The following is a 25,887-nucleotide window of genomic DNA, read 5'->3' on the forward strand; positions in this document are numbered from 1 at the left end:
CCAAAGCCCAAAGGCTCTGGAGCACTGTTTAAAACTTAAGGTGACCGCCGATAATGTTTAAATCAGGCTGGGAGTTCATACCAGCAATAATCGGTTTGGCCTTTTCAATCAGTTGGCGAACATGGTCCAACTGCAGGGAAGCTTGATGGGCTTCCTTATTTTCCCAGACTTCCAAAACATAGACCGCATTAGCTTCTTCTGGATTGCGACCGACCAGATAAGTATAACAGCCCGCTACATCCTTCATGCTTTCAGCAGCTTCTAGCAGATAGCCTTGTAGCTCCTCCACCTTTCCTTCTTGGGCGATAATGTTTCCATAAACTGAATAAGCTTCCATATTTTCCTTCTTTCTAGAAATTAAAAAATTTTCCCTTATTATAATACAGCTATTCTCTTTTTGCAATCATTACTTACTGGTAGACCAAGTTTGCTCAATCAAGGGCAGGACATGAACCAAGGCGGCCTTGGTCCCTTCTAGGGAGATGTAGTAAATCTTCTTATCCGGTGTCCCCAAGACCCAAATAAGCATAATCTTTCCCTGCTGGGTTAAAATGGTAATCTTATAAGCGACATTACCAGCAATGGTCGTGCGAGAGCCTGCTATTTGTTTGGTGACTTCCTTTTTGCTCTCCCAGCCGACATAAAAGCGGTTGGCCATTTCTTCAGCAGAAATCTCTGAAAGATCCTTCACTCCTGCCTTTTCAGCTGTAATGGTATTTAGACTGATGATGTTGATGTCTGTTCCGTCAGAATATTGGATATCATCCCCACCATTGACATCATGAAAGGTAACCCAGTCTTTGGGAATATTGACATAACCATAGTCATCAGAGCCGATTCTTTGAGTATCCTTGGTTAATTGGCTCAAATCACTGCTGGAGTCGTTAACTGAACTCGATGAAGAACTGCTAGTTTGACTAGTTTCCTTGCTTGGGGACTGATGATTGCAGGCACTGACCATTATCAAACTAGCTAAAAAGGCCAGCCCTAAAAACCATTTCTTTTTCATAGTGCTCCTACTTCCTTTAAACTTTTTCCCCTTTGTAAAACTAACCCTATAAAGCCTTTTAGCGGGCTTCAATCGCTCTAGAACAACTAATTTTAATAGCTAAATGACTTTCCTGTTCATTGACAAAAAGACTGTTGAAAAAGCTGATTTGCCCATCGAAGGAGCAAGCTCTATTAGACGACAGAGGTCTGGACTAATCGCTTATTCCTCATCCATGGATAGAACGCTGAGGAAGGCTTCCTGGGGCACTTCGACACTACCGATGGCCTTCATCCGTTTTTTACCGGCCTTTTGCTTTTCAAGGAGCTTGCGTTTCCAAGAAACATCTCCTCCATAACATTTAGCCAGGACATTTTTACGGAGGGCCTTGATATCAGTCCGAGCCACAATCTTCTGACCGATAGCGGCCTGGATAGGAACCTCAAACTGCTGACGAGGAATAATTTTCTTTAGCTTATCGACAATCAACTTCCCTCTTTCATAGGCAAATTCCTTGTGGACGATAAAACTGAGAGCATCAACCTTGTCGCCATTGAGTAAGATATCCATTTTAACCAAGCTGGACTTGCGGTAGTCAGAAATTTCATAATCAAAGCTAGCGTAGCCACGAGTGGATGACTTGAGCTTGTCAAAAAAGTCAAAAACAATTTCAGCCAGAGGGATCTGATAGATGACATTGACCCGATTTTCATCGATATAGTCCATGGTCACAAAGTCTCCCCGCTTACGCTGGGCCAGCTCCATAACTGCACCGACAAATTCCTGGGGCACCATGATTTGAGCCTTGACATAAGGTTCCTCGATAGAGTCAATCTTGGTCGGATCTGGAAACTCACTAGGATTGGAAACCTCAATCACTTCTCCATCTGTCATATTGACCTGATAGATAACACTAGGAGCAGTCATAATCAAATCAATATTAAACTCCCGCTCTAGGCGCTCTTGAATAACGTCCATGTGGAGCAGACCCAAAAAGCCACAACGGAAACCAAAGCCCAAAGCCTGGGAGGTTTCTGGCTCAAATTGAAGACTGGCATCATTGAGCTGCAATTTTTCTAGGGCTTCCCGCAAATCGTTATACTTATTGGACTCAATCGGATAGAGTCCCGCAAAGACCATGGGATTCATCTGCTTATAACCATGGAGAGGCTCGTCTGCTGGGTTGTTAGCAAGAGTTACAGTATCCCCGACACGGGTGTCGGCAACAGTCTTGATAGAGGCTGCGATATAGCCGACATCACCGGTAGCTAGATAATCGCGGCCAACTGCCTTGGGTGTGAAAATTCCTACTTCGGTCACATCAAAGGTCTTGCCATTACTCATAAGCTGGATGGTGTCGCCCGGTTTGACCAGACCGTCCATGACCCGCACTTGCAGGATAACTCCCCGATAGCTGTCGTAGACCGAGTCGAAAATCAGGGCCTTGAGAGGGGCTGCCACATCACCAGTCGGAGCTGGGACCTGGGCCACAATCTGCTCTAAAATTTCCTCAATTCCGATTCCAGACTTGGCCGAAGCAAGTACCGCTTCGCTCGCATCTAGTCCAATGACATCTTCAATCTCGGTCCGCACTCGCTCAGGATCAGCTGCCGGCAGGTCAATCTTATTGATAACCGGTAGGATTTCTAGATCATTATCCAGAGCCAGGTAAACATTGGCCAGGGTTTGAGCCTCAATCCCTTGGGCTGCATCAACTACCAAAATCGCCCCCTCACAGGCCGCTAGGGAACGCGACACCTCATAGGTAAAATCGACATGGCCTGGTGTATCAATCAAGTGAAAAATATAGGTCTCGCCATCCTTGGCCTGGTAATTTAACTCAATAGCATTGAGCTTGATGGTAATTCCACGCTCCCGCTCCAGATCCATGCTGTCCAGAAGCTGGGCCTGCATTTCGCGGCTAGAAACTGTTTCGGTCGCCTCTAAAATCCGGTCGGCCAGGGTCGACTTCCCATGGTCAATGTGGGCGATAATCGAAAAGTTCCGGATCTTTTCCTGCCTTTTCCTTAGTTGGTCTAAATTCATTCTGCTCTTCCTTGTTTCTTCATACTTTCTAACTTTTTCGCCTTGGGCACTCTCCTTATTATACCATAATTTTGCTAGTAACTTCAGGAATTCTGCAAAAAATATCCAGTTCCTTCCCTAGCTGCCTCTTCCTACTTTTTATGCTATAATGTAAGGGACTATTGAAGGAAATGAGGGATAGAAATGATTAAATTACTGGCCTTGGATATGGACGGAACCCTGCTTGATTCGCACAAGAAGATTCCCCAAGCCCATATCGAGGCGATTCATCAGGCGATTGCCCAGGGGGTTAAGTTAGTTCTCTGTACGGGTCGACCTCTGGTCGGAGTCAAGCCCTACTATAAGGAATTGGGCCTGAGCAAGCAAAATGAATATGTCATTGTAGACAATGGCTGCGCTATTCATCAAAGTGAGGGCTGGAAGTTACTGGACTATACTGCCCTAAGCAAGGAAGACTTGGTCTACCTGGATCAGATAGCCCAAAAAACACCCGCCCAGTTAACTATTTTTGATGAGGAGCGTTACCTGGTCCTAGGAGAAGACCCTAATGACCTAGTTAGCTATGATGCCGGCCTAGTCTTTACCCAGCCTGTCAAAATCAGCCTAGAAGAGGCCATTGAAGGAAGTGAAATCATGTTTCAGGCCATGTTTTTAGCCCAGCCTGACCAGCTGGATCGATTTGAAGCTGACTTCCATCAGGACCTGAGCCAGCGTTTCAGTGCTGTTCGTTCTCAAGACTATATCTATGAGACCATGCCCAAGGGAACGACCAAGGCTAGTGCTTTGGCTCGGCTAGCAGAAAAGCTAGCTATTAAGCCTGAGGAAATCATGGCCATCGGTGACGCCAATAATGATTTGGAAATGCTAGAATTTGCCGGGCTAGGGATTGCTATGGGCAACGCTAGCGACTATGTCAAGAGCCAAGCGGACGCTGTGACTACTAGCAACGACCAGGCCGGAGTGGCTAGAGCTATCGAGAAATATATTCTCAAGCAAGACGCTTAAGCCCAAAGGAGGCCCCCCAAGTCTGGACTACCTCTCAAAAGTTGAGCAGAAAAAGTCTAACTTTGAAGAGACAGGCGCATCCACCTCTTTTTATCTGATAAATAGACAAAAACTGCCTCTCATTCAGGACTCGGGTCTTGATGAGGGCAGTTTTCATATTTCTAGGTTTAAAGGTCAAGCACACCCTTTTGGGCTAGATTCTCAAGGCATTCTACTAGGTAGACCTCGTCATGCTCAGGATAAAGGGGATTGGGTAAGTCCTCCTCGGCCAAGTCAGGATAGGGATCTTGGCTTTTCCCGCGATAGTTTTTGTCCAGCCAGTTGCTATCTGGCTGGTAGCCCCTTTTCTTCATCTCCTCCATAACTAGGCAGTGATAGGCATAAAGGCGATAGGGACTATGGTCAAAGACATAGTTGACCGTCGCATGCTTCTTGCCCCAGCCTCGTCCCCGCAAGGCAGCGCATTCCCGGTGCTGGCCCAGCAACTGCTGGCGGGGTAATTTTTCAATTAAATCTTGATGCCAAAGTCTCATTCTAGCTCCTTGGGCCACTTGCCCTTCTTCTTGAGTAATTGTTTAACAAAGAATGGAATCTTGACATTTTCAATTCCCTTCTTTTCAATCAACTTGCGGACAAATTCGGGCATCTTCAAGTCCGAATCTGCCAGGAGCCTCTTGGCCTGTTCGGATGGCTTTAATTCATCAAAGGTCGTGGTTTCTGGTTGCATCCATTCATAAGGTTGGTTTTCATGGGCTCTAATGGTTTCCATCAGGGCATCAATCAGGGCTGGCTGGGCATTGGGCATTTCTGGTCGGTGATAGCCAATCCCATATTTATCACACAAGTCCTTGCATTCAATATCATTATCAAAGAGGACCTCAATGTGCTCTGAAATAAAGGCAATCGGTAGAAAAATATAATGGTCTGGATGATTGTCCTTATGTTCCTCGATATACTCCAAGACATCTGGCTTAATCCAGGGTAGGCCAATATCGCTCTCACTCTGCCAGGTCGAGGTATAGTTTGCCTCATCAAGACCCAATCTTTGAGCAATGATGTGGGCATTGTCAAAAACCTGATCAATATAAGGGTCCTCAAAATCCAAGGCAATCAAGGGTACGGAATGGGCTGAGAAAAGAACCTGAAAACTTTCATTACCTAAACTAGAAATAATCTCCCGCAACTGGTCTGTCCAATAGGAAAGCAAGGACGGAGCCTTGTACCACTCCTTAATGATATGAAAGCGAATTTGGTCAGACTCGATAAATTTTTCATAACCCATGACCGAGTAAAAAGAGTAATGAGGCTCCAAAATCAGACAGAGACATTCCTCAATTCCGTCTGCTTCCATTTGCTTAATCACATCTGGAATAAAGGGTCTAGAAAATTTATTGGCAAAGTAAACTCGGTATTCCTGACCCAGGCGCTCCTGCACTAGGGCTGCTTCTTGACGGCTAATCTCCTGCAAGGGGCTGGAGCCAATCAAGCGATAGTTCTCGTAGAGATGTTGAATCTCACTATCTTTGGGGCGAATACCGCGACGAATATTGGTAAAGAACTCCGCTATATCCTCAAATGTATAACCCTCTGGCGAACCAAAGGTCATCATCAAAACTGCTTTTGTAGTCATAAACTCCTCTTATCTATTTTCAACTAATTTTATTTTACTAGGTTAGCCGAAAAAATGATACTAAAAAGCTATGATTTGGGCAAAAAAGTTTGATAAGCCAAAGTTTATTAGAAAGACAGAATTTTCTGATTTTTCGTCAAATCTAGGCAGATATCTTAAAGGTCAAGAACTGTTCTGCTTCTCTTATTTGCAGGTCATTGTTGTCCCGCCCTGAATATGCTATACTGGGACTATAAACTAGTAGACAAGGAGAAATCATGAAATACCCTCAACTCTTGGAGCGGTTTTTGACCTATGTCAAGGTTAATACTCGTTCTGATGAAACTTCTCAAACGACCCCCAGCACCCAAAGCCAGGTTGACTTTGCCCTAAAGGTTCTGCAACCAGAAATGGAAAGAATTGGCCTCAAGGACGTCCACTGCCTGGATAATGGCTTTATTGTGGGAACCCTGCCAGCCCGAGGTGGAGTTTTCAAACATAAAATCGGTTTTATCTCCCACATGGATACGGCTGACTTTAATGCAGAGGGCGTGCAACCTCAGGTCATTAAAAACTATGACGGTCAGGCTATTCCGCTGGGAAACTCTGGCTATGAACTCAATAGCCAAGACTTCCCCAATCTAGCCAACTACCTAGGCCAGACCTTGATTACCACAGACGGGACCACCCTCTTGGGGGCCGATGATAAGTCTGGTATTGCTGAGATTATGACAGCTGTAGAATATCTGGCTAGCAATTCCCAAATTCCCCACTGTGAAATTCGGGTCGGCTTTGGACCAGATGAGGAAATCGGGATTGGTGCTGACAAATTTGATGTAGAAGACTTCAACGTAGACTTCGCCTATACGGTTGATGGGGGGCCGCTGGGCGAGCTCCAATATGAAACCTTTAGTGCTGCTAGCGCTGAACTTCATTTCCAGGGCCGCAATGTCCACCCCGGAACAGCCAAGGGCCAAATGGTCAATGCCCTGCAACTAGCTGTGGACTTCCACCAAGAGCTTCCTCAAGAAGATCGGCCAGAGCTAACCGAGGGCTACCAGGGCTTCTACCATCTTTTAAAACTAGAGGGAAGCGTGGAGGAAGCTAAGTCCAGCTACATTATTCGCGATTTTGACTCTAGCGACTTTGAAAAGAGAAAAGAGCTAATCTTGGATCTTGCCCAAAAGATGAACGCAGAACTGGACCAAGAGAGAGTCTTTGTGGACTTGAAGGACCAGTACTACAATATGCGGCAGGTTATCGAGCAGGATATGACCCCTATACACTTAGCTAAAAGAGCTATGGAGGCCCTGGCTATCAAGCCCATTATTGAACCCATTCGGGGCGGAACAGACGGCTCTAAAATTTCCTTTATGGGTCTTCCAACCCCTAATCTCTTTGCAGGCGGGGAAAACATGCATGGCCGCTTTGAATACGTCAGTCTAGAGACCATGGAAAAAGCGGTCGATACCCTTATCGCTATTGTCACTGACCAGCAAGCCTAGACTTGAACCAACCAATCTAAAATCCCCGAGAAAAGACTTGGGTAAAATCCAAGAAAAACCGAGATCAGTCTTTGTTCCACTCCCCCAGCTAGCAAGGAAAACTAGCTGGGGCTTGGCTACTTACTGGTCTCGGTTTTTCTCATTTAGCCTTACTAGGGCTAATTTTTCTTCGATTTGGCGGTAAATTTCGGTATTTTCTAGGCCTTGCGAGGCGGCGCTATCCCTGCAATAGGACAGGAGGAAGGGATAATATTCGATATAGGGAGTCAGGTCATAACCAGCCGTGGCTGTTAGGGCTAGCTGTTCCTCATAGCCTGCCAAAAGGTCTGAAAACCACTTTTCATTCCATACATGGGAGATGCTACCTGCGCGGAGGCGGTAATAATAAAGGGGTTCATTGAGGTAGATAATTTTTTGGGCCTGCATATATAGCTTATAGGTAGTGAAGCTATCTTCGGCAGAGCGACCAACTGGATACCTGACCTTGTCGAATAAACTGCGCTTATAGAGCTTGCCCCAGGCAGTCAAGAAAGAGCCATCCAGCATTCTCTGCTTGGGATAGGCCGCTAGCATTTCCTGCCTGGTGTAGACTTTTTCAAAGTATTCTTTGGTGTAGAATAAAAAGGTTGCGTCCGAACCCCGAAAAGAGACATGGTGGGCCACAGCGACATCTGCCTCATATTCCTGTAATTTGGAGTAGAGCTTTTCGACATGCTGCTCATAGAGCCAGTCATCCGAGTCCAGAAAGACCAGATAGTTCCCGGTCGCCTTTTCTATCCCATGATTTCTAGCAGCAGACAGACCTTGATTTTCCTGGTGGTAGACCTTGATTCTGGAATCTTCGGTGGCTAATTGCTGGCAGATTTAGCCCGACTGGTCGGTTGAGCCATCATTGACCAAAATAATTTCTAAATTTTCATAGGTCTGCTTACGGGCACTATTGACACATTCGGCCAGATAGGTCTGGACATTATAGACCGGGATAATAATCGTTACTTTTTCTTCTTGACTCATTTTCAGCCAGGCTAGAGGAAAGTCAAAAGCTTAAGCGGGAGACCTGCTTTCAGGTTCCAGCAATAAAGTCTTTCATCTTTCTTAGCCAACACTCCTTTTTCTTTTTACTATATCTAGTATAGCTGATTTTTTCTAAAAAACAAGTCCAAAAGCCCTAATCTACTAGCTAGATAGGGCTTTTGATTGTTCATCTAAGAGACCTCCTCCATACTAAGGAGATTGATGGTTTTAATCTCTTGTTGGCTGTTCTGCAAGCTAATCGTCTTGGACTCTGCTTGATAACTGATAGACTCTAGACTGACGCCATAGCGGAGGGCCAGAGTGGTTAAGCGGGTCTGGAAGTCTTTTAGGGTCAGACCATAGGCTTGAGCCAAGGCTTCCTGCTCCTTATCATAATTATCTTCTTCTACTTTATCAGCCTCCTTTTCTCCTTCCTCTGCTGGGGCTTGATTTGCTTGACTATCTTCCTTAGGCTCTTCCATCCTTCCTTGACCATGCTGGCTGTCCCTACCCCAACCGTCATTTGAACTTGGCCGTTCAGCTGGGTGCTCAATATAGTATTTAACCGTTGCAAATAGGTCTTCCAGACTATAACCAACTGGCGCCTGATAGAGTCCTTGATCAAACCAGGCTAAAGCTAGATTATGGTAATGATCTTGGTGGGGGATAATGAACTGGCCATCTCGGTAGTCAACTACATAGGCTAAATTATAAGGGAGCTGCTCAAGAGGAATACGCTTAGCTCCTGGTAGGCTTTCATAGAGGGCCTGGCTCTTACCTGTTTGGGCCGAGCGTTCTCCTTCTCTTCCTGCTTGCTCGGCTGGCTTCTTAGCTGTCAAGTCCTGCTCCTTACAATAAGCCTCGGCTGCTGCCCTCTCCTCTTGGGATAGGTCAGCCTTAGGAATCCAATGACTGTGGCCCAAATGGCTAGCCACATAGGCATCTCCTTCATCTTTTTCAATATCCTTTACATCAAAGATATAGCCATCAGATGTGGTGTACTTGCCTGCGGCCTTAGCGGCAGCCAACTCCTCAGGACTATAAGCGATTTGAGAATTTGGTAGACCCTTGCGCTCTGGGTGTTGGATTTGATTGATAAGATTTTGAGCATCTGACCAAAGTTGGCTGCGCTTGCTCTTAGGATCGGCCAGGCGATCCAGTAAGGCGTCTAGCGCCTCAAACAAGCTGTCATCTGCATCTTGATTTTCCAGAACTTGGCGGGCAGACATGAGGAGGGGATAGAGTTTGGCATAAAATTCCGAATGCTCGATTTGGGCCTTTCCCTCATCTTCCTCCACCTTGGCCCGACTAACCTTGGCCAGCAATTCCTTGGCGGAAGCTAGGAGTTCTTCCTGGCTAGCTAGTCCCTTGCTCCAGCTGTCCTTCAAGTCTGCTAGAGTTCTTGCCAAGCCTTGCTTCTGCTGGCTTTCATCTAGACTGTCTAAAATTTTCTCAATCTGCTCAAAGGTCTGGCTTAAGTCGCTATTTTGTCTTTCCTCCTTTGGTTTTGGAGCAAAATCTGCTCCATAGATACCTGCTAGAAACTGATAAATATTGGTCTTATAGCTATGACCATTGATTTGTTGGCTATCTAGCAGGGTTTGCTTAGTCTTTTGAGACTTGGGACCAACCAAGAGTTTTTGAGCTGCTAGCTTGCTCTGATAGATTTCCAAAAAGAGACCTTCTAGATTGATGGCCTCAATCTTGGCCTGGGATTTATAGAGTTTGATAGCTAGCTCAGCCAGCTTATCAGCCAATTCCTTGGGGAGCCGGTCATCATCTACTGCTTGATAGAAGAATTTGAGGTAGTCTACCGCTGTAATTCCCGGCCGGTCATGGAAGTCCTGAATGGCCGTTAAAAGCTGAGAGAGCTCCTCCATTTTCTCTTGATTTTTCTCCAGTTTGGCTGCCTGTAGTTGACTGAGAAAGTCCGCCTTAGACAGGCCGTAATTTTCCGTAGCCAGGCGATTGAGGCGTTCAACCAGGGCTTGATATTTCTTGTCCAACTCGGTCATTTCTGAAGGCTTGGCCTGCTTATCAATATGGATATACTGCTTGTCAAATTGCTCTAGGCTAGCCAAGTAACCTGCAGTTGAGTTGCTAGCTAGATTTTTGATTCCTTGGACAAATTGCCCCAGAGCAAGTTCAATCCGTCTCTGCATAACCAAGTCATGAGCATAGAGAGCCCGACTAGCGGCTAAAAGTTGCTCGACCTTGGAGAGAACCTGCTCCTCCTGATAAGGGCCAGCCTGATAGCTGGACTGGAGACTTGGCAACTTATGCTTCAAGGCTTCTTCAAAGCCCTTGGTCTGAATGCGAATATAATGGTTATGGTCTCCATGCGGGATGACAAACTGCCCCTTTTCAACCTGAATATCATAAGGGGCCAGACCCGAACGCAAGGCGGTTGTATAAAGCTCATTATAAAAGTCCAGTTCAGGATTGCCAGTCACTAGAGGCAGGCGGACCCTCTCCTTGCGGACTGCATAAGGGTGAACATGGGTCGGGTCATAGGCCTGATCCGGATTGTTAAAGACAAAATAGTCACCTGAAATCCGAACCGCCTCCAAGGGTACACCATAGGTCTTAGAGATATAGTTGATTTTTTCTTGGTCACTGGCGTCCTTAGAGAAGCTATCAAGCCCGGTTAAAGGACTGGCAGACTCCTCTTTCTTGCCCTTAGCTAGTGTCTCCTCAGCTGCTCGAATCTGCTCGGCAGTCAGGTCCTTTTTAAAGAAATAATGGGCATGTCCACCATGCTGGACCATGTAGCCCTGGTCGTCCTTGCCGACAACATTTTCAGCCTTAAAGCCATGATCGTCCTCTGCCTTAGGATTTTCTGGTTTGGGTGGAGTGATTGGCGGTAGCTTGGGTTGGGCAAGAAGATTGCCAGGCTTATAGCCAATTGGAATCTTCTGGGCAATCTCCCTTTCCAAATCCGACATTTTGGCAAAAGGAATATAGTGGTAGTGGTCGCCATGAGGAACGGCAACCCCATTTTTAGAGCGGGATTTGATTTGGAGTGGGTCAAAAACCAATCCGTCCTCTTCCACATAGCGCTGGCTTAAAGGCAGACTATAAAGCTTCTGCAAAAGGCCATCCAAGGACTGATTTGGGGACTGATTAGGTAGTTGGGGTTGGGAACCCGGAACGAGCTGAGGAGGCAGTTGGGGACTTGGCAAGGACGGCTGACCAAATCCTTGATTGCCTTGATGACTTTGGCTTCCCGGGTTGGAGCCTATAAATCCTGCATGAGCTTGGGGTTGGCTAGGCCGATAATGAGGCTGGGGATTTTGCTGACCTTGATTGAGGCGATTCCAATAGTCTTGGGCCGCAGCTAATTCGCTAGGTGAAAGGGCAGACTTGGGAATCCAGTGAGTATGGTTGCCATGAGGGACGACAAAACCATCTCCCGTGTCTTCGATAACATCACTAGGATTAAAGATATAGCCATCATCAGTCGTATAGCGACCTTGGGCTCGGGCTGCTTGGACCGCAGCTGTAACTGGCGCCTTGTGACCACCTCTCCCTGCTATACTTTCCTGTCTCTGCCTAGCAATTTCTTCCTTGGTCCGGACATTGCTAGTTTTCTGTCCTTCCTTGATATAGAGATAATAACGACCGTCAACCTTGATGATGTAGCCATCCTTGACTTGATTGATGATATCTTCCTGCTTAAGCTGGTAATTGGGATCCCGCATAACCAGATCCTCGCTGATAATGGCATCATAAGGAACCTTGCCATTATAGTAATGGTAGTGATCGCCATGCGAGGTGACATAGCCCTGGTCTGTTATCTTGATAACGATTTGCTCAGCATTGATTCCTTCCTTGGCACTGACTTGATCCGGACTAAGCTCCTCTTCTTTTTTAGTCGCTTTCTTATCCTTCTTTCCTGCAATATAGGCTACACGATTATTACGCTTATTGGAACTCTCTTGGTGCCGACTCAACTCATAGGCACAGAGACTGAGGGCCAAAATAGCCACCGAACCGATAATATATTGTTTTTTCATAGCGTCCTCACTTCTTTAGCTCCCTAGCTAAGTTTTCTAAGTTTTTAGTCAAATTTTCTAGATAGGTCTGATTGTTTTCCGGGTCCTCCTCCAAGGGATTGAGGGTCTTGAGCCGAACTCCTGTCGCCTGGGCCACTGTATCTGCCACCTTGGACGAAGCATTGCTTTCCACAAAAATGGTTTGAATCTGATACTTCTTGACAAAGTCTTCAATCTCGGTCAGCTGCCTTGGACTGGGCTCTTGCTCCGGTGAAATTCCAGCAATTCCTAGCTGTTTCAGACCGAAGCGCTTGGCTAGGTAGGAAAAGGCAGTATGCTGGGTGACAAAGGTCTTTTGCGGAGCTTCTTGAAAAATAGGCTGGTATTTACCAACCAAGTCCTGGGCTTCCTTTGCCAATCTCTTGGCATTTTCCTGATAGATTTCCCGATGCTCCCGATCGACTTCCGACAGTTTATTGGCAATGATTTTAGCCTCCTCAGCCATCCTGATTGGATCCAGCCAGGTATGGGGATCATAGAGGGTCTTTTCATCTACTCCTTCCCCGACTTCCATATCTTCCAGGCCTTCTACCCGCTCTAGCTGCATGCCTTCAGTGGCTTCAACCACTTGGACCTTAGAGTCCTTTAAATTTGAATCAATGTTGACTGCCCAAGACTCCAAGGTCCGAGAATGATAGACAAAGACATCTGCATCATGAATGGCAGCCACATCATTGGCCGAGGGTTCAAAGGAGTGAATTCCCTCCCCCGACTGAATCATTCGGACATCATTGAGGTCGCCAGAAACTTCCTTGACCATGGCATAGATGGGATAAAAGCTGGTCACAATCTTCAAGCCCTCTCCCTCTTCTTCCTGCTTGGCCTGAGACTTACCACAGGCCGCTAGGGCAAGGACAAGGGTCAAAAGACATAAAAAAAGACAATTTTTCTTGATTTTCATCATTTTCTCCTCAACCGGTTATTAACCAGTTTATTAACTAGTTAACATAATACTCCTATTTCTAACCAGTGTCAAGGCTTTTCCAGCAATTTCCTAAAAAATAGAAGAAAGATAGATTTTCCTAGCTCAGACTAGAAAACAAGCTGTTGCGAGCGCTACCAAGAAGCTGTTGGTTTTCCTAAAGACTTATGTTACAATGAAGGCGGAGGTGAAAATATGTCAACTAAACATCGAAAACTAGGGCTCATCGCCCTCACTGCCCTCATTATTAGCTCATCAATCGGTAGTGGAATTTTCGCCATTCCCACCGATATGGCTGCCGCTGCTGCACCGGGCTCAGCCTTAGTAGCCTGGCTGATTGCTGGGATTGGAGTTTTAATGCTCTGCTTGTCCATTGTCAATATTATCAATAAAAAGCCTGAACTGAGTGGAATTGTTAACTATGCCGAAGATGGCTTCGGTCCCTTTAGTGGTTTTATCAGTGGTTGGGGCTATTGGTTGTCAGCTTGGCTAGGAAATGTAGCCTTTGCTACCATGATGATGAAAACCTTGGGACGCTTTATCCCAGCCTTTGGCGATGGAAATAATCTCTTATCAATCTTAGTCGCTTCCTTTGTTCTTTGGTTTCTCTTTTACTTGGTCAACCGTGGAGTAGAAAGTGCTGCTGTCCTCAATACTATTATCACCCTCTGCAAACTCCTCCCCTTGGCCCTCTACATCATCTTGGCCCTCCTCTTCTTTGATTGGTCAACCTTTGTTCAAAACTTCTGGGGAACCCAGTCTGGCGGTTTCGAGTGGACTAGCCTTATGACACAAGTTCAAAATTCGATGATGGTTATTATGTGGGTCTTTGTCGGTATCGAAGGGGCTGCGATGATGTCAGACCGGGCCCAAAGCAAGTCCATTGTCGGCAAGTCTACCGTCCTAGGCCTAATCGGCCTCTTAGTTATTTATATTGCGGCCTCTATCCTACCCTACGGCATTATGAGTCAAGAGCAGGTAGCCCAACTCCACAGTCCTGCCATGGGCTATGTTCTAGCTAAAAATGTCGGAGACTGGTTCCCAATCTTAGTAAACCTAGCCTTAATTATCTCGATTTTTGGTAGTTGGCTATCTTGGACCATGTTGCCAGCAGAAACCACTCTGGTTATGGCCAAACGGCAGCTCTTACCCGAAAAATTTGGTCAACTAAACGCCAAGGGAGCTCCAACCTTCTCCTTGGTCTTTATGACTATTTTGACCAATGCCTTTATGTTTACCCTGCTCTTTACCGACCAGGCCTATAAATTTGCTTATTCCCTCTGTACAGCCGCTATCTTTGTCTCTTGGCTCTACGTCACCCTTTATCAAACCAAGCTATCCTTCAAGGCCAAGGAAGTCAGACAAAGTCTAATCGGACTTGTGGGCTCTATCTTTTATCTCTGGGCCATCTGGGCTTCAGGAATTGATTACTTTCTGCTCTGTCTGATTGTCTACCTCTTAGGGATTGTCCTTTATATTCGAGCTCGCAGAGCCAAAAAGGTCCAAAAAATCTTTGCTCGTGGAGAACTCATTCTCTTAATTCTAGTAGTAGCTGGAGCCCTAGTCGCCCTCTATCGCCTCTTTAGCGGACAAATCTCAGTCTAGACCCAAGTCTAGAGATTTGGCTCAAGCAAGAAGAAACCGATTAAGGAAATACACTATACGTTACTAATTTAGTATATGAAGCACAGAAGGAGGAAACTATGGATATTCAAGCATTCGGTGTCGAGGAATGGTTAAACGTTTGGGAAAATGATGCGATTTATGATATTGCAGGAAGCACCATTGCCTCTTTGACCTTGGAAGAAATTATCGAGCTTGGCCCCCTATCCCAGGCAGAATTTTTTCAAATCCTAGCTCAAAAGAAGATGAACTATGGCTGGATTGAGGGCTCACCCGACTTTAAGCAAGAGGTAGCTCAGCTCTACCAAAATGTCAACTTGGAGCAAATTCTCCAGACCAATGGGGCGACTGGAGCCAACCATTTGGCCCTCTATGCCCTAGTAGAGCCAGGAGACCACATCATCTCAGTCTATCCTAGCTATCAACAACTCTACGATATTCCCCGCTCACTAGGGGCCCAGGTCTCCCTCTGGCAGATTCGAGAAGAAAATAATTGGCTCCCCTCGCTAGAAGAGCTACGAGGCCTGGTTCGAGCCGATACTAAGATGATTTGTATCAACAATGCCCATAACCCAACCGGAGCGGTCATGGACAGGAACTTTCTGGAAGAATTAGTCGCCATTGCGCGTGAGGTTGGGGCCTATATCCTATCAGATGAGGTCTACTGCCCCCTAGAAGAAGGCCTAGAAATTCCAGCTATTGTGGACTTATATGAAAAGGGCATCTCCACCAACAGCTTGTCCAAGACCTACTCTGTACCAGGTGTACGAGTTGGCTGGGTGGTCGCAAATCCAGAAGTCAGCCAGCTCTTTCGCAAATACCGTGACTATACCATGATTTGTGCAGGTGTCTTTGATGACTTTGTTGCTAGCTATGTCCTAGCCAATAGAGAGGCCGTCCTAGCACGAAACAGAGAGATTGTTGACCGCAATCTAGCTATCCTCAAGGACTGGGTTCAAAAAGAGCCCCGAGTTTCCCTAGTCTATCCAAGGCATGTATCTACTTCCTTTATCCGCCTAGATATTCCAGAAGAGATAGAGGCTTTCTGCATTCGTCTCCTCAAGGAAAAGGGAGTTTTGCTGGTTCCTGGTAATCGTTTTGATTTGCCCCAGCATGCCCGCCTAGGCTATTGTGCTCCGACCCAGACCTTGGAAAAGGGACTGGCTGCCCTCTCAGACTTCCTCAGACAGTTTGACTAATCCTATTCTTCAAAAATCAAAAGGGCATGGTCTCATCTCATCTAGCTCCACTCCACTAAGGGCTGTGACGCCTTTCCTTCTTCCTTTTGATTTTCATATTAACTACAAAGAAAAAAGAGCTGACCTGGGTCTAGCTCTCTTTTTCGATTTGCTCTAACATCTGACTTTCTTCTACTGTCAAGGGATAGCCTACTAGCAGGTCTGGCCTACGCTGGTAGGTTTTTTTCAAACTTTGATAGAGTCGCCATTGACGAATTTTTTCATGGTGACCGCTCATTAAAACCTCTGGTACCTGCATGCCCCGAAAATCATAGGGGCGCGTGTACTGGGGATATTCCAAAAGTCCAGAAGAGAAACTATCATCTGTATGACTAGCCTCCTTACCAATGACCTCCGGAATCAAACGCACTGTCGCATCTATCATGGTCATAGCCGCTAGCTCGCCTCCGGTCAATACATAATCGCCCAAGGAAACCTCGTCTGTAACCAGGCTCTTTATCCGCTCATCATAGCCCTCATAATGACCGCAGATAAAGATAAGTTGCTCTTCCTGGGCCAGCTCTTCCGCATAGGTTTGATTAAAGGTTCGACCAGCAGGATCTAGGAGGATAACCCGAGGATTTTTCTGCTCAATTTGCTCCATACAATCAAAGATGGGCTGGGCTCTTAAAAGCATGCCCTGACCACCACCATAGGGCTCATCATCGACATGCCGAGCTTTTTCAGCATGGTCGCGGAAATTGTGGTAGCTGATTTCTAAAAGGCCCTTGTCGCGAGCCTTGCCGACAATCGAGTGCTCTAGGGGAGCAAACATTTCTGGAAAGAGGGTCAAAATATCAATTTTCATCGTCAAGCCCCTCGGGAATCTCTACATCAACACGCTTCTTAGCCACATCAACCTGCAAGACAACAGGCGGGATATAAGGCAGGAGCAAATCGCGCTTGCCCTTACGCTTGACCACCCAGACATCATTGGCCCCAGGCTGGAGAATTTCCTTAATCGTCCCCAAAAGGACATCATTTTCATAAACCTCAAGTCCGATAATTTCGTGGTAGTAAAACTCGCCCTCAGCTAAATCAGACAAGTCCTCTACTGCCACTTTCAAACTGTGGTCACGATATTTTTCAATATCGTTGATATGATAGTGGTCCTTGAACTTGATAATGTCAAAGTTCTTCATCTTGCGGTGGCTAGCAATCTCCACATTCATAACAAATTGATCTTTTTTGTCAAAAAGCGCTAATTGACTGCCTTTTTTGAAACGCTCTTCTGCAAAATCCGTCACCGAAAGAACCCGCATCTCTCCTTGCAGGCCTTGGGTATTAACGATTTTTCCAACATTTAAATAATTCATCTCAACTCCAACATATTATACTCTGCCTAGTATTTTATCATGATATAGGGGAATGTACAAGGGAGATAAAACTTTATTACACTTATATTTTTATAAAAATACAACTAAAATAATTGGTTCAAGACCAGACTCTTGAGATTCTTGAAGACGAAAACGAAAATGGCATCGTAGAGGTTGCTTACGTTCGAGAGGATTAGCGGTGTTCAGCGTCCTCTTCGAAAACCTGTTTAGCAAATTCCTCCACCAGAGCATTGAACTTAGCTGGTTGGCATAGATTCGATGGATCAAACGAATCAGAAATGACAAGATCTTGAGCATGACTAAGGTGTTCTTTAGTCGTTTTCATCATTTGGACTAATTTCCCTGAAAAATCTCCTGCCAGCAAAAGTGTAGGAATCTTGCACTTATCCAAGGCAGCACGATAATCAATGGCTTCAATTGCCCTGCGCTGCAAAACAGACTCCTCAGGTCGTATCCGATCGAATAAATCAACAAAATAGGATCGAGCTAAAGGCCAGCGTTTATAAATCGGCAAAGTTGATAGCTTCATAAACCATGAGTATTTCACCAAAGGAGCCGTAAGTTGAGCCAGAGCATTCATCATCGGTGACAAATCCGTCGCACAAAAAGTATCACACAAGAAAGCTCCCTTAAAGATTTGCGGATTTTGAGTCATGAGGTTCATGGTTAAGATACCGCCATAGGAAGTCCCTCCGATTATGGCTTGGCTGACGCCTTCTTTTTCCAAAATCGCCAGCACATCTGCTGCCTGTATACTAGCACCTGATCCGCCTGACAAGTTAGTGAGCTTGATTGTCCATTTCCTCGTAAATCAGGCGCAATAACCTGATAGCGCACCTTAAAAAAATCTATCTGAGGCTGAAACATGCCCGAGTCAGCACTCAGACCATGCAGGAGCACGAGCGTTTCTTTGTGACCTCGTCCTTCTATCCGATAGAATATCTCACCATCAGTTCTTTCGATATGGTCCATCCTATTGCCTCCGTACTACATTTCATTTATACTTTTCAGCCATTCTGTGGCCAATTCTATCTGTTGCTTTCTTTCGCTGATAACTGCTTGCATATCATCTGGACTCTGCAGATTTATTACTTTGACAGCATAATCCGCCGAAACAATGGCGTGACCTCGCATGTGGGCTGTTGCGACCGCTTGGGCAAAGACACGCGCGGCATACTTACTGACTGGTGATTTGGCTTGCTGAGATAACTTCTGAGCTAAGAAACCAGCCTGCCTCAGCTCATAGGCAGCAACTTTCTCAGCAAGTCGTCCCTCAAACACTTCCTGAACTTGAGTCAAGATTTGCTGTTTTTTAAGATTGCCACCAATATCTATCAGAGCTATAAAGCGAGTGGCATGTTCCATTGCCCATTGGGCAAGCTGCTTCTGAGGAAGCTGGACCAAGATTTGCTCCAGTTCCAATCTTTTCTGCCCGTCATCAAGAATATTTAGCTTGTAAGGACTAGGTAGACTCACTTGTCCATTCTCATAACACTCTCGTTCACGGGAATTCCAAGCATAATCTTCTGACTTCATATTTCCTCCGTTTCCACGCTTCTCGCTTATTTCATTAAAAAAATAAGGTAGATAGTTCTCACATAGACTCGAACTGCATCAATTCCCCTAAATTCAACTGCGCCTAACGGCTTGTTTCGTTAAGGGGCATAGAAAAAACAGGACACACTGGTCCCGTTCTTCTTATTTCTCATCAATAACGATGCGAACTTTTTTGTATTCAGTTGGGACCGAGTAAACAATCGTTCTTATCGCAGAAATGGTGCGACCTTTACGACCAATTACACGTCCAACATCATTTGCATCAAGATCTAGATGATATTCCAAAAATTCAGGTGTATCTTCAATCTTGATAGTCAAGGCATCTGGCTGTGAAATCAAAGGTTTCACTATTGCAATAATCAGATTTTCAATCGTGTCCATATTTCAACCTATCTTTATTTAGAGTATTTCGAATCGTGGAATTTCTTCATGATTCCAGCTTTTGAAAGAATGTTACGAACAGTGTCAGATGGTTGTGCACCATTAGCCAACCATTCAAGGATACGGTCTTCTTTCAAGGTTACTTGGTTTTCAGCTACAAGTGGGTTGTAGGTACCAACTGTTTCGATGAAACGTCCGTCACGTGGTGAACGTGAGTCTGCAACGTTGATACGGTAGAAAGGTTTTTTCTTAGAACCCATACGAGTTAAACGGATTTTTACTGCCATTTTTCAATAGTCTCTTTTCTCTTTTTTATTTTGTAAGTAGTCTAGCTACTCACTTTCCTATCTATCATACCATAGCCTATAAGAGCTGTCAAGAAAAAAACTTGACAGATCCCTTTTTTATTTTTCCCCAAACCAAAGAGCAATTTCGCGCGCTGCGGACTCAGGCGAATCAGAGCCATGCACGATATTCTGAATGGTCTCATCACCTTGTGGAGCCTGGGCAAAATCACCACGGATAGTTCCTGGCAGGGCTTCTTCTGGACGCGTTGCTCCCATCATCTTTCGCCAGCAGCTAATCACTTGAGGACCAGAAATGACACCAACCACGATTGGGCCGCTGGTCATAAAGTCCCGAATAAGGGGATAAAAAGCCTTGTCTACCAGCGCTTCATAATGCTGGTCAACTAATTCGCTGCTAGGAGCCGGTCGCAATTCTAGCTTTTCCAACTGAAAGCCGCGCTGCTCAATACGCTGCAATACTTGACCGACTAAGCCTCGCTTGACACCATCAGGCTTAATTATAAAAAAAGTTTTTTCCATTTTAGCTGCCATTTCTAGCACCTCCAAACTCTGATAATCTTATTCAAATAAGGCGAAATAAACCAGACTGGCTCAACCAGCAAAGCTACTCCAACTCCCTTTGATTTTGTCTCCTTCTATTGTAGCATAAAATTCAATCAAAGTTGCCCTTTGAAAATCAGGAAAAACAAATTTTCCCAAATAAAAATGAGCCTATTTATAGGCCCAATAGAGACAAAAGCAAGCAAAGGGAAGGGGACAGAACTCATTTCTAAAGCTGAAAAGACCAATCCCCCATAAATTTATAAGAATTTCTAAAAAATGGTTAAGCTTGATTTCTGTCTTGCTTTTTTACCTGCCAAAATCAGGATAAAATAATCAGAGCATTGATAATTTCAAGGATGATAAAAATCCAAAACACAGGAGCCCGAAAGGCCTGACCAAAGGTTCCTGGATAGACTTTATTGGCTTGAAGGTAATTAGAGATTTGCTGGCGTTTCTTATAGAGGATAAAGAGGGCTGGACCAGCCAAAAGCAAGAGCAGAATCGGGTGTATCCAGTTCACCTGCTGGCTAGTCAGATGAGAATAGAGATAAGTTAGGCCGTCTCCGATAACTAGATTATTAAAGATATGGAGAAAGATGGACCAAAATATCGAATATTCCAAGGCTACATAGCCTAAAAAGAGACCGATAAAAATAGCAAAGGGAATCTGGTTGAGATTGCCATGAAAGAAACCAAAGAAAAGAGAGGACATCAGAATGGCAAAGACCTTGCCATATTTCTCAAGGGCTCTCAGACCAGCCCCTCGAAAGATGAGCTCTTCTGAAATGGGCGCAGCAAGGTTCACATAAATAAAGAGCTCCCATGTCGTAGGGCCTGATATCGAAGACATGGAGTCCTTGATAGGAATACCCAAAAGAGTCAAGTAATCAGCCAACCAACTATTGACGATATAAAAGACCAGTTGGCTCAAAAAGAGACAGAGAATAAAAAAGCCTAGGGCTGGAAGAGTCATCTTCTGTCCCTTGTGGCGGATGTCCGACTTAAAGAGGGCTCCTTTTCGATAAATACTAAAAAGCAAGACTCCGATTGGGGCGGCTATTAGATAGACCAAGCCCATTCGTTGACCAATAATCCTAATAGCTGTTTCAGTAATCTTGCTGGCATTATCCATATTTTCAGAGACAGCAAGCATGATGGCAAAAAGGGCATAAAGAATGACGATAACAATGCTTACTACTGCGTAAATCATACACATCCCAGCAAACCAAGAAACATCTTTCTTAATCATTTTGGCATATTCAGTATTCATAGATACTCCTTATCCGATAAAAGACTAGTTCCTTTTTTCATTTCTAGGGAAAGGGGACTAGTGAGACCAAGAGGGACTAGCTGACTTTCTTGCGACTCTTGAAATAAAGCAGGGCCAAGAGACCTTGATAGAGGGCAAAAAAGAGTAAGAAGGCATGGAGGAAAAATTCCTCTGGTAAAATCAAAATCACCGGATCTCGTGCAGGGTCAAAGAGCCAGGTGGAATCACCAACAAAGAGCAGTTGGTGAAAGAGGGTAAAAAATTGGTTAAAACCGATGAAAAAGCCTACTAGGGCCAGGGCAAAAGGCAGGGCCATCAGGGCTAGAATAGATCTTTGGTAAAAGGGTAAAAAGCCCTTTTTGATAATCTCCCGATAGCTAAAATAAAGACTAGGCAGGGTAAGGACAAAGACTAGCTGGGCTAGGTGAAAGAGCCCCTTGACCGCTGCAAAATGGTGGAGACCCGCAGGTGAGGAGGGGAAGTCTGGCATGGCCAATCGCTGGCTAAAAGGATTGGTTAGGTAGTCCAGCAAAATATTGAAATTATGCTGGATACGACCAGGAGCCAGAGGGAGTTGATCAGCTAACTGTAAATGGGAAATCTCCCAAGGATAGAGCAACCAGGCCAGATAAATGGTCAAGAGAATTGCTGTGGCCAAAAGCCAGAGAATGCTTGTTGAAAAAATAAGTCGATTACGCATCAAAGTCCCACTCCGCTAAACTGGCTAAAACATGGTCGGGCTGAACTGGCAGGCTAGCTACTTCTTCTGCCTTGGTAAAGCCTGTTGTTACTAAGAGAGTTGGTAAATCATTATCAATCCCTGCCCGAATATCTGTAGAATAGTTGTCTCCGACCATTAAGGTCTCCCGGCGATTGGTTCCTAGCCGCTCCAAGGCCTTATTCATAATAACCGCATTGGGCTTGCCGATATAGACTGGATTGACTCGGGTGGCTGCTTCTAAAAGGGCAACCAAGGAGCCTGCTCCCGGTAAAAGACCGCGCTCGGTCGGAATATTTAGGTCAGGATTGGTCCCGATAAAGAGAGCCCCCTTTTGAATAGCCAGGGTTGCTAAGGCTAGCTTATCATAGGTCAAGTCCGTATCCAACCCCACTACCACATAGGCTGGATTTTCCTTATCCTCTTGGTAGCCTGCTTCATAAATAGCTGTTTTCAGACCAGTCTCACCAATCACATAGGCTGTCTGGCCTCGATTCATATCCTTCATATAGTCAATGGTAGCCAGACTAGCTGTATAAATGGTCTCCTCTGGCGTGTCAATATTAAACTGCTCTCTTAGCATGGTCTGGACCATTTGCGGTGTCCTGGTCGTATTATTAGTAACAAAAAGATAGGGTAGGCCCCGCTTTTGTAGGTCATGGACAAAGGCCTCACCAGCAGGAATCCGCTCCTTGCCCTTATAAATCGTTCCGTCTAAATCAATTAAATATCCCTTATAGGTCATCTTTTCTCCTTACCTTTTTATCTGCTTCCAGCTTACCAGGGCCTGAGCATTGATTTGGCCATTTGAGCTAATCTCATGGCTACTCTGCAGGCCTTGGACCTCTAATTTGGACTCAATCAAGCCCCCGGCTTGCACTTCCTTGACATACTTGAGTTGGATACGTTCAGGAATATGGTCCTCCAGAAATTCCGAACCCATGGCCTCCAAAATCCAGTCCAGGTACTTGCTATTATTTACATGGCCATTCATATCCAGATCATAAAAGCGGACTAGATAGTCCTGAATCTGGGGATTTTGCAAGGCCTGATAGCGTGGGCCACGCATAATCTTCTTGCTCTTTTCTGACTGGTAAACAGCCACAATCTCCTCTAAGACGGGATGAACCTTGCGCTCCTTGCGGTCAAACATGACAAAACTTGCCAGCATATCAACGATAAGCTGCCCCTGAGCATCAAAAATCCGAATGGACCGATAGCAAAATAGGCGGTTATGGGACAGGGCCTCGGTTTCAATCGTGATTTCCTCATCAAAAAGAGGGAGTCGCTCAATCTTGATGTCATAATCGGTCACAATCCAGGCCAGGTTATACTGCTCGAGCATGCTCTTGTCGCTATTGCCCAGCTCGGCTGATTGGAGACCAGAAACTTGCAGGGAGAGCAAGAGCAACTGGGGAATTTTAATAAAACCATTGATATCGCTCATATCAAAAGGAACGGTCATCTTAGTCTGATAGGTTAAAGCCATCTTCTACTCCTTTAAGATAAATTTCTCAGCAACAGTATCTCCTAAAAAGAGACCTCTCTTAGTCATTCGTATAAAATCTGGATCATCTACCAAGAGCCCTTGCTCAATCAAGTCTGCAACCACCTGGCCATAGAGGGCCTGGAAGGACTGGCCAAACTTGGCTTCAAAGTCCTGGATAGAGACACCCGTCTTTTTCCTAAGGCCTAAAAACATCTCCTCCTCCATCTTTTCAGCCTGGCTGAGGACCTCCTCTTGGACACGCGCCTGACCCCTTTCGACTGCTTCCATATAGTGGCGAATCGGTCCATGGTTTTTATAGCGAACCCCATCAAGGTAGCCCGAAGCTCCCGCCCCTAGACCAAAGTATTCGGCATTGTCCCAGTACATGAGATTGTGGCGACTTTCAAAGCCTGGCTTGGAAAAATTGGAAATCTCATAGTGTTCAAAGCCAGCCTGCTCCAGGGCAGCAATGATATACTCAAACATCTCCGCTTCCAAGTCCTCCTTGGGCAAGGGAAGTTTTCCCCTGCGCATGCGATTCATAAAGACCGTATGGTTTTCCAAAATCAGGCTATACAGGCTCATGTGGGGAATATCTAGAGAAATCGCCTTGGCAACATTTTCTCTTACATTATCCATGGTCTGCTTGGGGAGGGCATAAATCAGGTCGATTGAAATATTATCAAAACCAGCCAACTTTAAGGCAGCGATATTATCATAGATGTCCTGCTCACTATGGCCCCGCCCAATCTGCTTGAGCATACGGTTATCAAAAGTCTGCACGCCCAGCGAGACCCGATTGACCGCCGAATCCTTTAAGACAGCAATCTTATCAGGGTCTAAATCTCCGGGATTGGCTTCAATGGTTAATTCCTCTAGGCTGGACAAATCCAGGGTTTTGGTTAATTCTCTTAATAAAAATTCCAACTGGGCCGCTGATAGGGCAGTCGGTGTCCCTCCACCAATATATAGGGTCCGTAGCTTCTTAATATTATAGGATTGGTATTCAGCAATCAAGTGCTCCAAATAAAGGTCTACCGGTTGATTTCTGATAAAGACCTTGGAAAAATCACAGTAATAGCAAATCTGGGTACAAAAGGGGATGTGAACATAGGCAGAGGTTGGTTTTTTGTGCATGTAGTTATTATAACACATTTTAAGTAAATCAATTCCCAAACTATGGGAATTTCTGGCATATTTAACATGATTAAAAAACCAGCCCTCTAAATCTAAATTGGTCAAGACTTTCGTATTCAAAAGATGGCGGCCTACTAGCTATTCTTTCTGAAAAGGCTGGCTATAAAAAACTCCTAGACCTTCAGGTCCAAGAGTTGCGATTGAGAACTCCTATTCAGAGACAGCGGTTAGCTGGATTGACTTTTGGATGTACTTATCGTAGTCTCCCTTGGCCTTCACTCGACGGACGACCTTGTCGACCACTGCTTTTAGGTCTTGCTCCTCCTTTTTTAGGGCAATAGCCAGGGAAGCACCGTCACTAGCAGGGAGTTGAACTTGGGCCTGGGCCAAATCCTTATTTTGAGCCACAAAGCCAGCAGCCACCGGCCCCTCCATATAGACCGCATCGACCTTACCGGCCTTGAGCTCATTTACAGCCTCACCAGTGGCTGGCAGGGGAGTGACTTGGGCTTCTTTGAGTTGCTGCTTAGCTAGCCCCTCCTGGATGCTCCCCTTTAGGACAGCAATCTTCTTTCCTGCAAAATCACTGAATTGATGGTAATTTTCTTGCTCCTTTTGCTTGATGAGAATACTATTTTGCGTTTCATAATAGGGCTCAGAAAAGTCAAAGACCTTTTGACGCTCCTCGGTTACCGAAAGACTGGCCAAGGCCAGATCTGACCGCCCCGATTGAAGACTGGAGAGGACATTATCAAAACTCATAGAGGACAACTCCAAGTCCACCCCTATTTCATCAGCGATGGCTTGGGCTAGCTCGATATCTGCTCCGACCACCTTATTTTTTCCATCAACTAGGGTCTGAAATTCAAAAGGAGCATAATTGGGACAGGTCGCGACAACCAATTTTCCCCGGCTCTTAATATTCTCTAAGACAGAGGCCCCCTCCTTTTTTGAAGCACAGGCAAAGAGGCTTAAGGACAGGATAAGGGCTAGGCTAGATAGGACAATCGTTTTTAACTTCATGGGGCCACCTCCTCTAAATTATGAATAATCATACCTTCTATTTAAAAAAATGTCAAGTATTTATGTATTTTTTATCATTTTCTTAATAAATAATCTTTTTACTCACTTAAAAAAGCCGG

The 25,887-nt window shown here is 45.3% G+C and carries 23 protein-coding genes and 3 pseudogenes; 4 read left to right on the plus strand and 22 right to left on the minus strand.

All coding sequences use genetic code 11. The annotated features are described in order from the left end of the window. Positions 1–28: 28 nt before the first annotated feature. The 3 genes from C4K46_RS00175 to lepA all read right to left on the minus strand — a co-directional run bounded on the left by C4K46_RS00175 (position 29) and on the right by lepA (position 3,034). Positions 29–337 carry a putative quinol monooxygenase gene (locus C4K46_RS00175; protein WP_209626200.1) on the minus strand — a complete coding sequence of 103 codons (309 nt, stop codon included), beginning with the start codon at positions 335–337 and terminating at the stop codon, positions 29–31. Positions 338–406: 69 nt separating this feature from the next. Further along, positions 407–1,009, minus strand: a complete 603-nt coding sequence (locus C4K46_RS00180; RefSeq protein ID WP_209626202.1) for a hypothetical protein — start codon at positions 1,007–1,009, stop codon at positions 407–409. Between the two features lie 201 nt (positions 1,010–1,210). Next, the gene (lepA, locus tag C4K46_RS00185) at positions 1,211–3,034 is read right to left on the minus strand and encodes a translation elongation factor 4 (RefSeq protein WP_209626211.1); all 1,824 of its coding nucleotides are present in this window, start codon (positions 3,032–3,034) and stop codon (positions 1,211–1,213) included. Between the two features lie 183 nt (positions 3,035–3,217). Between lepA and C4K46_RS00190 the strand changes: the two genes are divergently transcribed. Beyond that, a complete protein-coding gene (locus tag C4K46_RS00190) occupies positions 3,218–4,039 on the plus strand; it encodes a Cof-type HAD-IIB family hydrolase (protein ID WP_209626213.1) in 822 nt (273 codons plus the stop codon). A gap of 167 nt (positions 4,040–4,206) precedes the next feature. On the opposite strand, the gene C4K46_RS00195 is transcribed toward C4K46_RS00190, so the two are convergent. Then, complete coding sequence (locus C4K46_RS00195) at positions 4,207–4,572, minus strand: TIGR02328 family protein (RefSeq protein ID WP_209626215.1); 366 nt, start codon at positions 4,570–4,572, stop codon at positions 4,207–4,209. Beyond that, positions 4,569–5,669, minus strand: a complete 1,101-nt coding sequence (gene hemH / locus C4K46_RS00200; protein ID WP_245335088.1) for a ferrochelatase — start codon at positions 5,667–5,669, stop codon at positions 4,569–4,571. Before hemH ends, C4K46_RS00195 begins: the two co-directional genes overlap by 4 nt. Positions 5,670–5,926: 257 nt before the next feature. Here hemH and pepT point away from each other — a divergent pair, with 257 nt between their 5' ends. Next, entirely contained in the window at positions 5,927–7,153 is a 1,227-nt protein-coding gene (gene pepT, locus C4K46_RS00205) for a peptidase T (protein ID WP_209626217.1), read from the plus strand. Between the two features lie 120 nt (positions 7,154–7,273). Here pepT and C4K46_RS00210 read toward each other — a convergent pair. The 4 genes and pseudogenes from C4K46_RS00210 to C4K46_RS00220 form a co-directional block, all read right to left on the minus strand. Next, a pseudogene (locus tag C4K46_RS00210) lies at positions 7,274–8,167 on the minus strand (glycosyltransferase family 2 protein). 191 nt (positions 8,168–8,358) lie between these two features. Then, positions 8,359–9,396, minus strand: coding sequence for a pneumococcal-type histidine triad protein (locus C4K46_RS10665; RefSeq protein WP_420853767.1), 1,038 nt, complete (start codon positions 9,394–9,396; stop codon positions 8,359–8,361). A 261-nt stretch (positions 9,397–9,657) separates the two neighbouring features. Then, positions 9,658–12,183 (minus strand): annotated as a pseudogene (locus tag C4K46_RS00215) (pneumococcal-type histidine triad protein); the annotation flags it as partial. A 7-nt stretch (positions 12,184–12,190) separates the two neighbouring features. Further along, entirely contained in the window at positions 12,191–13,123 is a 933-nt protein-coding gene (locus C4K46_RS00220; RefSeq protein WP_245335108.1) for a metal ABC transporter solute-binding protein, Zn/Mn family, read from the minus strand. A 216-nt stretch (positions 13,124–13,339) separates the two neighbouring features. Between C4K46_RS00220 and arcD the strand changes: the two genes are divergently transcribed. Beyond that, entirely contained in the window at positions 13,340–14,749 is a 1,410-nt protein-coding gene (gene arcD / locus C4K46_RS00225; protein WP_209626220.1) for an arginine-ornithine antiporter, read from the plus strand. A gap of 98 nt (positions 14,750–14,847) precedes the next feature. After that, positions 14,848–15,966 carry an aminotransferase gene (locus tag C4K46_RS00230; RefSeq protein WP_209626222.1) on the plus strand — a complete coding sequence of 373 codons (1,119 nt, stop codon included), beginning with the start codon at positions 14,848–14,850 and terminating at the stop codon, positions 15,964–15,966. A gap of 130 nt (positions 15,967–16,096) precedes the next feature. Here the strand turns inward: C4K46_RS00230 and trmD are convergent, their stop codons facing one another. The 13 genes and pseudogenes from trmD to C4K46_RS00295 form a co-directional block, all read right to left on the minus strand. Further along, on the minus strand, positions 16,097–16,813 hold the full coding sequence (trmD, locus tag C4K46_RS00235) for a tRNA (guanosine(37)-N1)-methyltransferase TrmD (protein WP_209626224.1): 717 nt from the start codon (positions 16,811–16,813) through the stop codon (positions 16,097–16,099). Then, positions 16,803–17,321, minus strand: a complete 519-nt coding sequence (gene rimM / locus C4K46_RS00240) for a ribosome maturation factor RimM (protein ID WP_209626226.1) — start codon at positions 17,319–17,321, stop codon at positions 16,803–16,805. The genes trmD and rimM overlap by 11 nt, the downstream gene beginning before the upstream one ends. 193 nt (positions 17,322–17,514) lie before the next feature. Beyond that, a pseudogene (locus C4K46_RS00245) lies at positions 17,515–18,314 on the minus strand (alpha/beta fold hydrolase). Positions 18,315–18,329: 15 nt separating this feature from the next. Beyond that, positions 18,330–18,878, minus strand: a complete 549-nt coding sequence (locus C4K46_RS00250; protein WP_209626228.1) for a putative immunity protein — start codon at positions 18,876–18,878, stop codon at positions 18,330–18,332. A 162-nt stretch (positions 18,879–19,040) separates the two neighbouring features. Next, a complete protein-coding gene (kphA, locus tag C4K46_RS00255; RefSeq protein WP_209626230.1) occupies positions 19,041–19,280 on the minus strand; it encodes an RNA-binding protein KphA in 240 nt (79 codons plus the stop codon). 14 nt (positions 19,281–19,294) lie between these two features. After that, positions 19,295–19,567 (minus strand): 30S ribosomal protein S16, encoded by a 273-nt coding sequence (gene rpsP / locus C4K46_RS00260; RefSeq protein ID WP_209626232.1) that lies wholly within the window; start codon positions 19,565–19,567, stop codon positions 19,295–19,297. Between the two features lie 117 nt (positions 19,568–19,684). After that, a complete protein-coding gene (gene ndk, locus C4K46_RS00265; protein WP_209627081.1) occupies positions 19,685–20,107 on the minus strand; it encodes a nucleoside-diphosphate kinase in 423 nt (140 codons plus the stop codon). A 343-nt stretch (positions 20,108–20,450) separates the two neighbouring features. Then, entirely contained in the window at positions 20,451–21,401 is a 951-nt protein-coding gene (locus C4K46_RS00270) for a CPBP family intramembrane glutamic endopeptidase (RefSeq protein ID WP_209626234.1), read from the minus strand. A 76-nt stretch (positions 21,402–21,477) separates the two neighbouring features. Continuing rightward, positions 21,478–22,101: a TIGR01906 family membrane protein gene (locus tag C4K46_RS00275; RefSeq protein WP_209626236.1), complete on the minus strand. Its 624-nt coding sequence runs from the start codon at positions 22,099–22,101 to the stop codon at positions 21,478–21,480. Further along, entirely contained in the window at positions 22,094–22,864 is a 771-nt protein-coding gene (locus tag C4K46_RS00280; protein ID WP_209626238.1) for a TIGR01457 family HAD-type hydrolase, read from the minus strand. The genes C4K46_RS00275 and C4K46_RS00280 overlap by 8 nt, the downstream gene beginning before the upstream one ends. 9 nt (positions 22,865–22,873) lie before the next feature. Next, positions 22,874–23,608 carry an acyl-ACP thioesterase domain-containing protein gene (locus C4K46_RS00285; RefSeq protein WP_209626240.1) on the minus strand — a complete coding sequence of 245 codons (735 nt, stop codon included), beginning with the start codon at positions 23,606–23,608 and terminating at the stop codon, positions 22,874–22,876. 3 nt (positions 23,609–23,611) lie between these two features. Further along, positions 23,612–24,745 (minus strand): radical SAM family heme chaperone HemW, encoded by a 1,134-nt coding sequence (gene hemW, locus C4K46_RS00290; RefSeq protein ID WP_209627083.1) that lies wholly within the window; start codon positions 24,743–24,745, stop codon positions 23,612–23,614. Positions 24,746–24,955: 210 nt separating this feature from the next. Then, on the minus strand, positions 24,956–25,768 hold the full coding sequence (locus C4K46_RS00295; RefSeq protein WP_209626242.1) for a transporter substrate-binding domain-containing protein: 813 nt from the start codon (positions 25,766–25,768) through the stop codon (positions 24,956–24,958). Positions 25,769–25,887 lie beyond the last annotated feature (119 nt).

The organism is Streptococcus oricebi (genome assembly GCF_017883985.1).
In the GTDB taxonomy this organism is placed as follows: domain Bacteria; phylum Bacillota; class Bacilli; order Lactobacillales; family Streptococcaceae; genus Streptococcus; species Streptococcus oricebi.

Excerpts from the sequence above, each read along its gene's own strand:
- C4K46_RS10665 (WP_420853767.1), bottom strand. The coding sequence starts at position 9,396 with ATGTCTGCCCGCCAAGTTCTGGAAAATCAAGATGCAGATGACAGCTTG.
- C4K46_RS00190 (WP_209626213.1), top strand. The coding sequence starts at position 3,218 with ATGATTAAATTACTGGCCTTGGATATGGACGGAACCCTGCTTGATTCG.
- hemW (WP_209627083.1), bottom strand. The coding sequence starts at position 24,745 with ATGCACAAAAAACCAACCTCTGCCTATGTTCACATCCCCTTTTGTACC.
- C4K46_RS00285 (WP_209626240.1), bottom strand. The coding sequence starts at position 23,608 with ATGGCTTTAACCTATCAGACTAAGATGACCGTTCCTTTTGATATGAGC.
- C4K46_RS00275 (WP_209626236.1), bottom strand. The coding sequence starts at position 22,101 with ATGCGTAATCGACTTATTTTTTCAACAAGCATTCTCTGGCTTTTGGCC.
- kphA (WP_209626230.1), bottom strand. The coding sequence starts at position 19,280 with ATGGACACGATTGAAAATCTGATTATTGCAATAGTGAAACCTTTGATT.
- C4K46_RS00250 (WP_209626228.1), bottom strand. The coding sequence starts at position 18,878 with ATGAAGTCAGAAGATTATGCTTGGAATTCCCGTGAACGAGAGTGTTAT.
- hemH (WP_245335088.1), bottom strand. The coding sequence starts at position 5,669 with ATGACTACAAAAGCAGTTTTGATGATGACCTTTGGTTCGCCAGAGGGT.
- C4K46_RS00175 (WP_209626200.1), bottom strand. The coding sequence starts at position 337 with ATGGAAGCTTATTCAGTTTATGGAAACATTATCGCCCAAGAAGGAAAG.
- C4K46_RS00230 (WP_209626222.1), top strand. The coding sequence starts at position 14,848 with ATGGATATTCAAGCATTCGGTGTCGAGGAATGGTTAAACGTTTGGGAA.
- arcD (WP_209626220.1), top strand. The coding sequence starts at position 13,340 with ATGTCAACTAAACATCGAAAACTAGGGCTCATCGCCCTCACTGCCCTC.
- lepA (WP_209626211.1), bottom strand. The coding sequence starts at position 3,034 with ATGAATTTAGACCAACTAAGGAAAAGGCAGGAAAAGATCCGGAACTTT.
- rpsP (WP_209626232.1), bottom strand. The coding sequence starts at position 19,567 with ATGGCAGTAAAAATCCGTTTAACTCGTATGGGTTCTAAGAAAAAACCT.
- C4K46_RS00195 (WP_209626215.1), bottom strand. The coding sequence starts at position 4,572 with ATGAGACTTTGGCATCAAGATTTAATTGAAAAATTACCCCGCCAGCAG.
- C4K46_RS00270 (WP_209626234.1), bottom strand. The coding sequence starts at position 21,401 with ATGAATACTGAATATGCCAAAATGATTAAGAAAGATGTTTCTTGGTTT.
- rimM (WP_209626226.1), bottom strand. The coding sequence starts at position 17,321 with ATGAATTATTTAAATGTTGGAAAAATCGTTAATACCCAAGGCCTGCAA.
- pepT (WP_209626217.1), top strand. The coding sequence starts at position 5,927 with ATGAAATACCCTCAACTCTTGGAGCGGTTTTTGACCTATGTCAAGGTT.
- ndk (WP_209627081.1), bottom strand. The coding sequence starts at position 20,107 with ATGGAAAAAACTTTTTTTATAATTAAGCCTGATGGTGTCAAGCGAGGC.
- C4K46_RS00280 (WP_209626238.1), bottom strand. The coding sequence starts at position 22,864 with ATGACCTATAAGGGATATTTAATTGATTTAGACGGAACGATTTATAAG.
- C4K46_RS00295 (WP_209626242.1), bottom strand. The coding sequence starts at position 25,768 with ATGAAGTTAAAAACGATTGTCCTATCTAGCCTAGCCCTTATCCTGTCC.
- trmD (WP_209626224.1), bottom strand. The coding sequence starts at position 16,813 with ATGAAAATTGATATTTTGACCCTCTTTCCAGAAATGTTTGCTCCCCTA.
- C4K46_RS00220 (WP_245335108.1), bottom strand. The coding sequence starts at position 13,123 with ATGAAAATCAAGAAAAATTGTCTTTTTTTATGTCTTTTGACCCTTGTC.
- C4K46_RS00180 (WP_209626202.1), bottom strand. The coding sequence starts at position 1,009 with ATGAAAAAGAAATGGTTTTTAGGGCTGGCCTTTTTAGCTAGTTTGATA.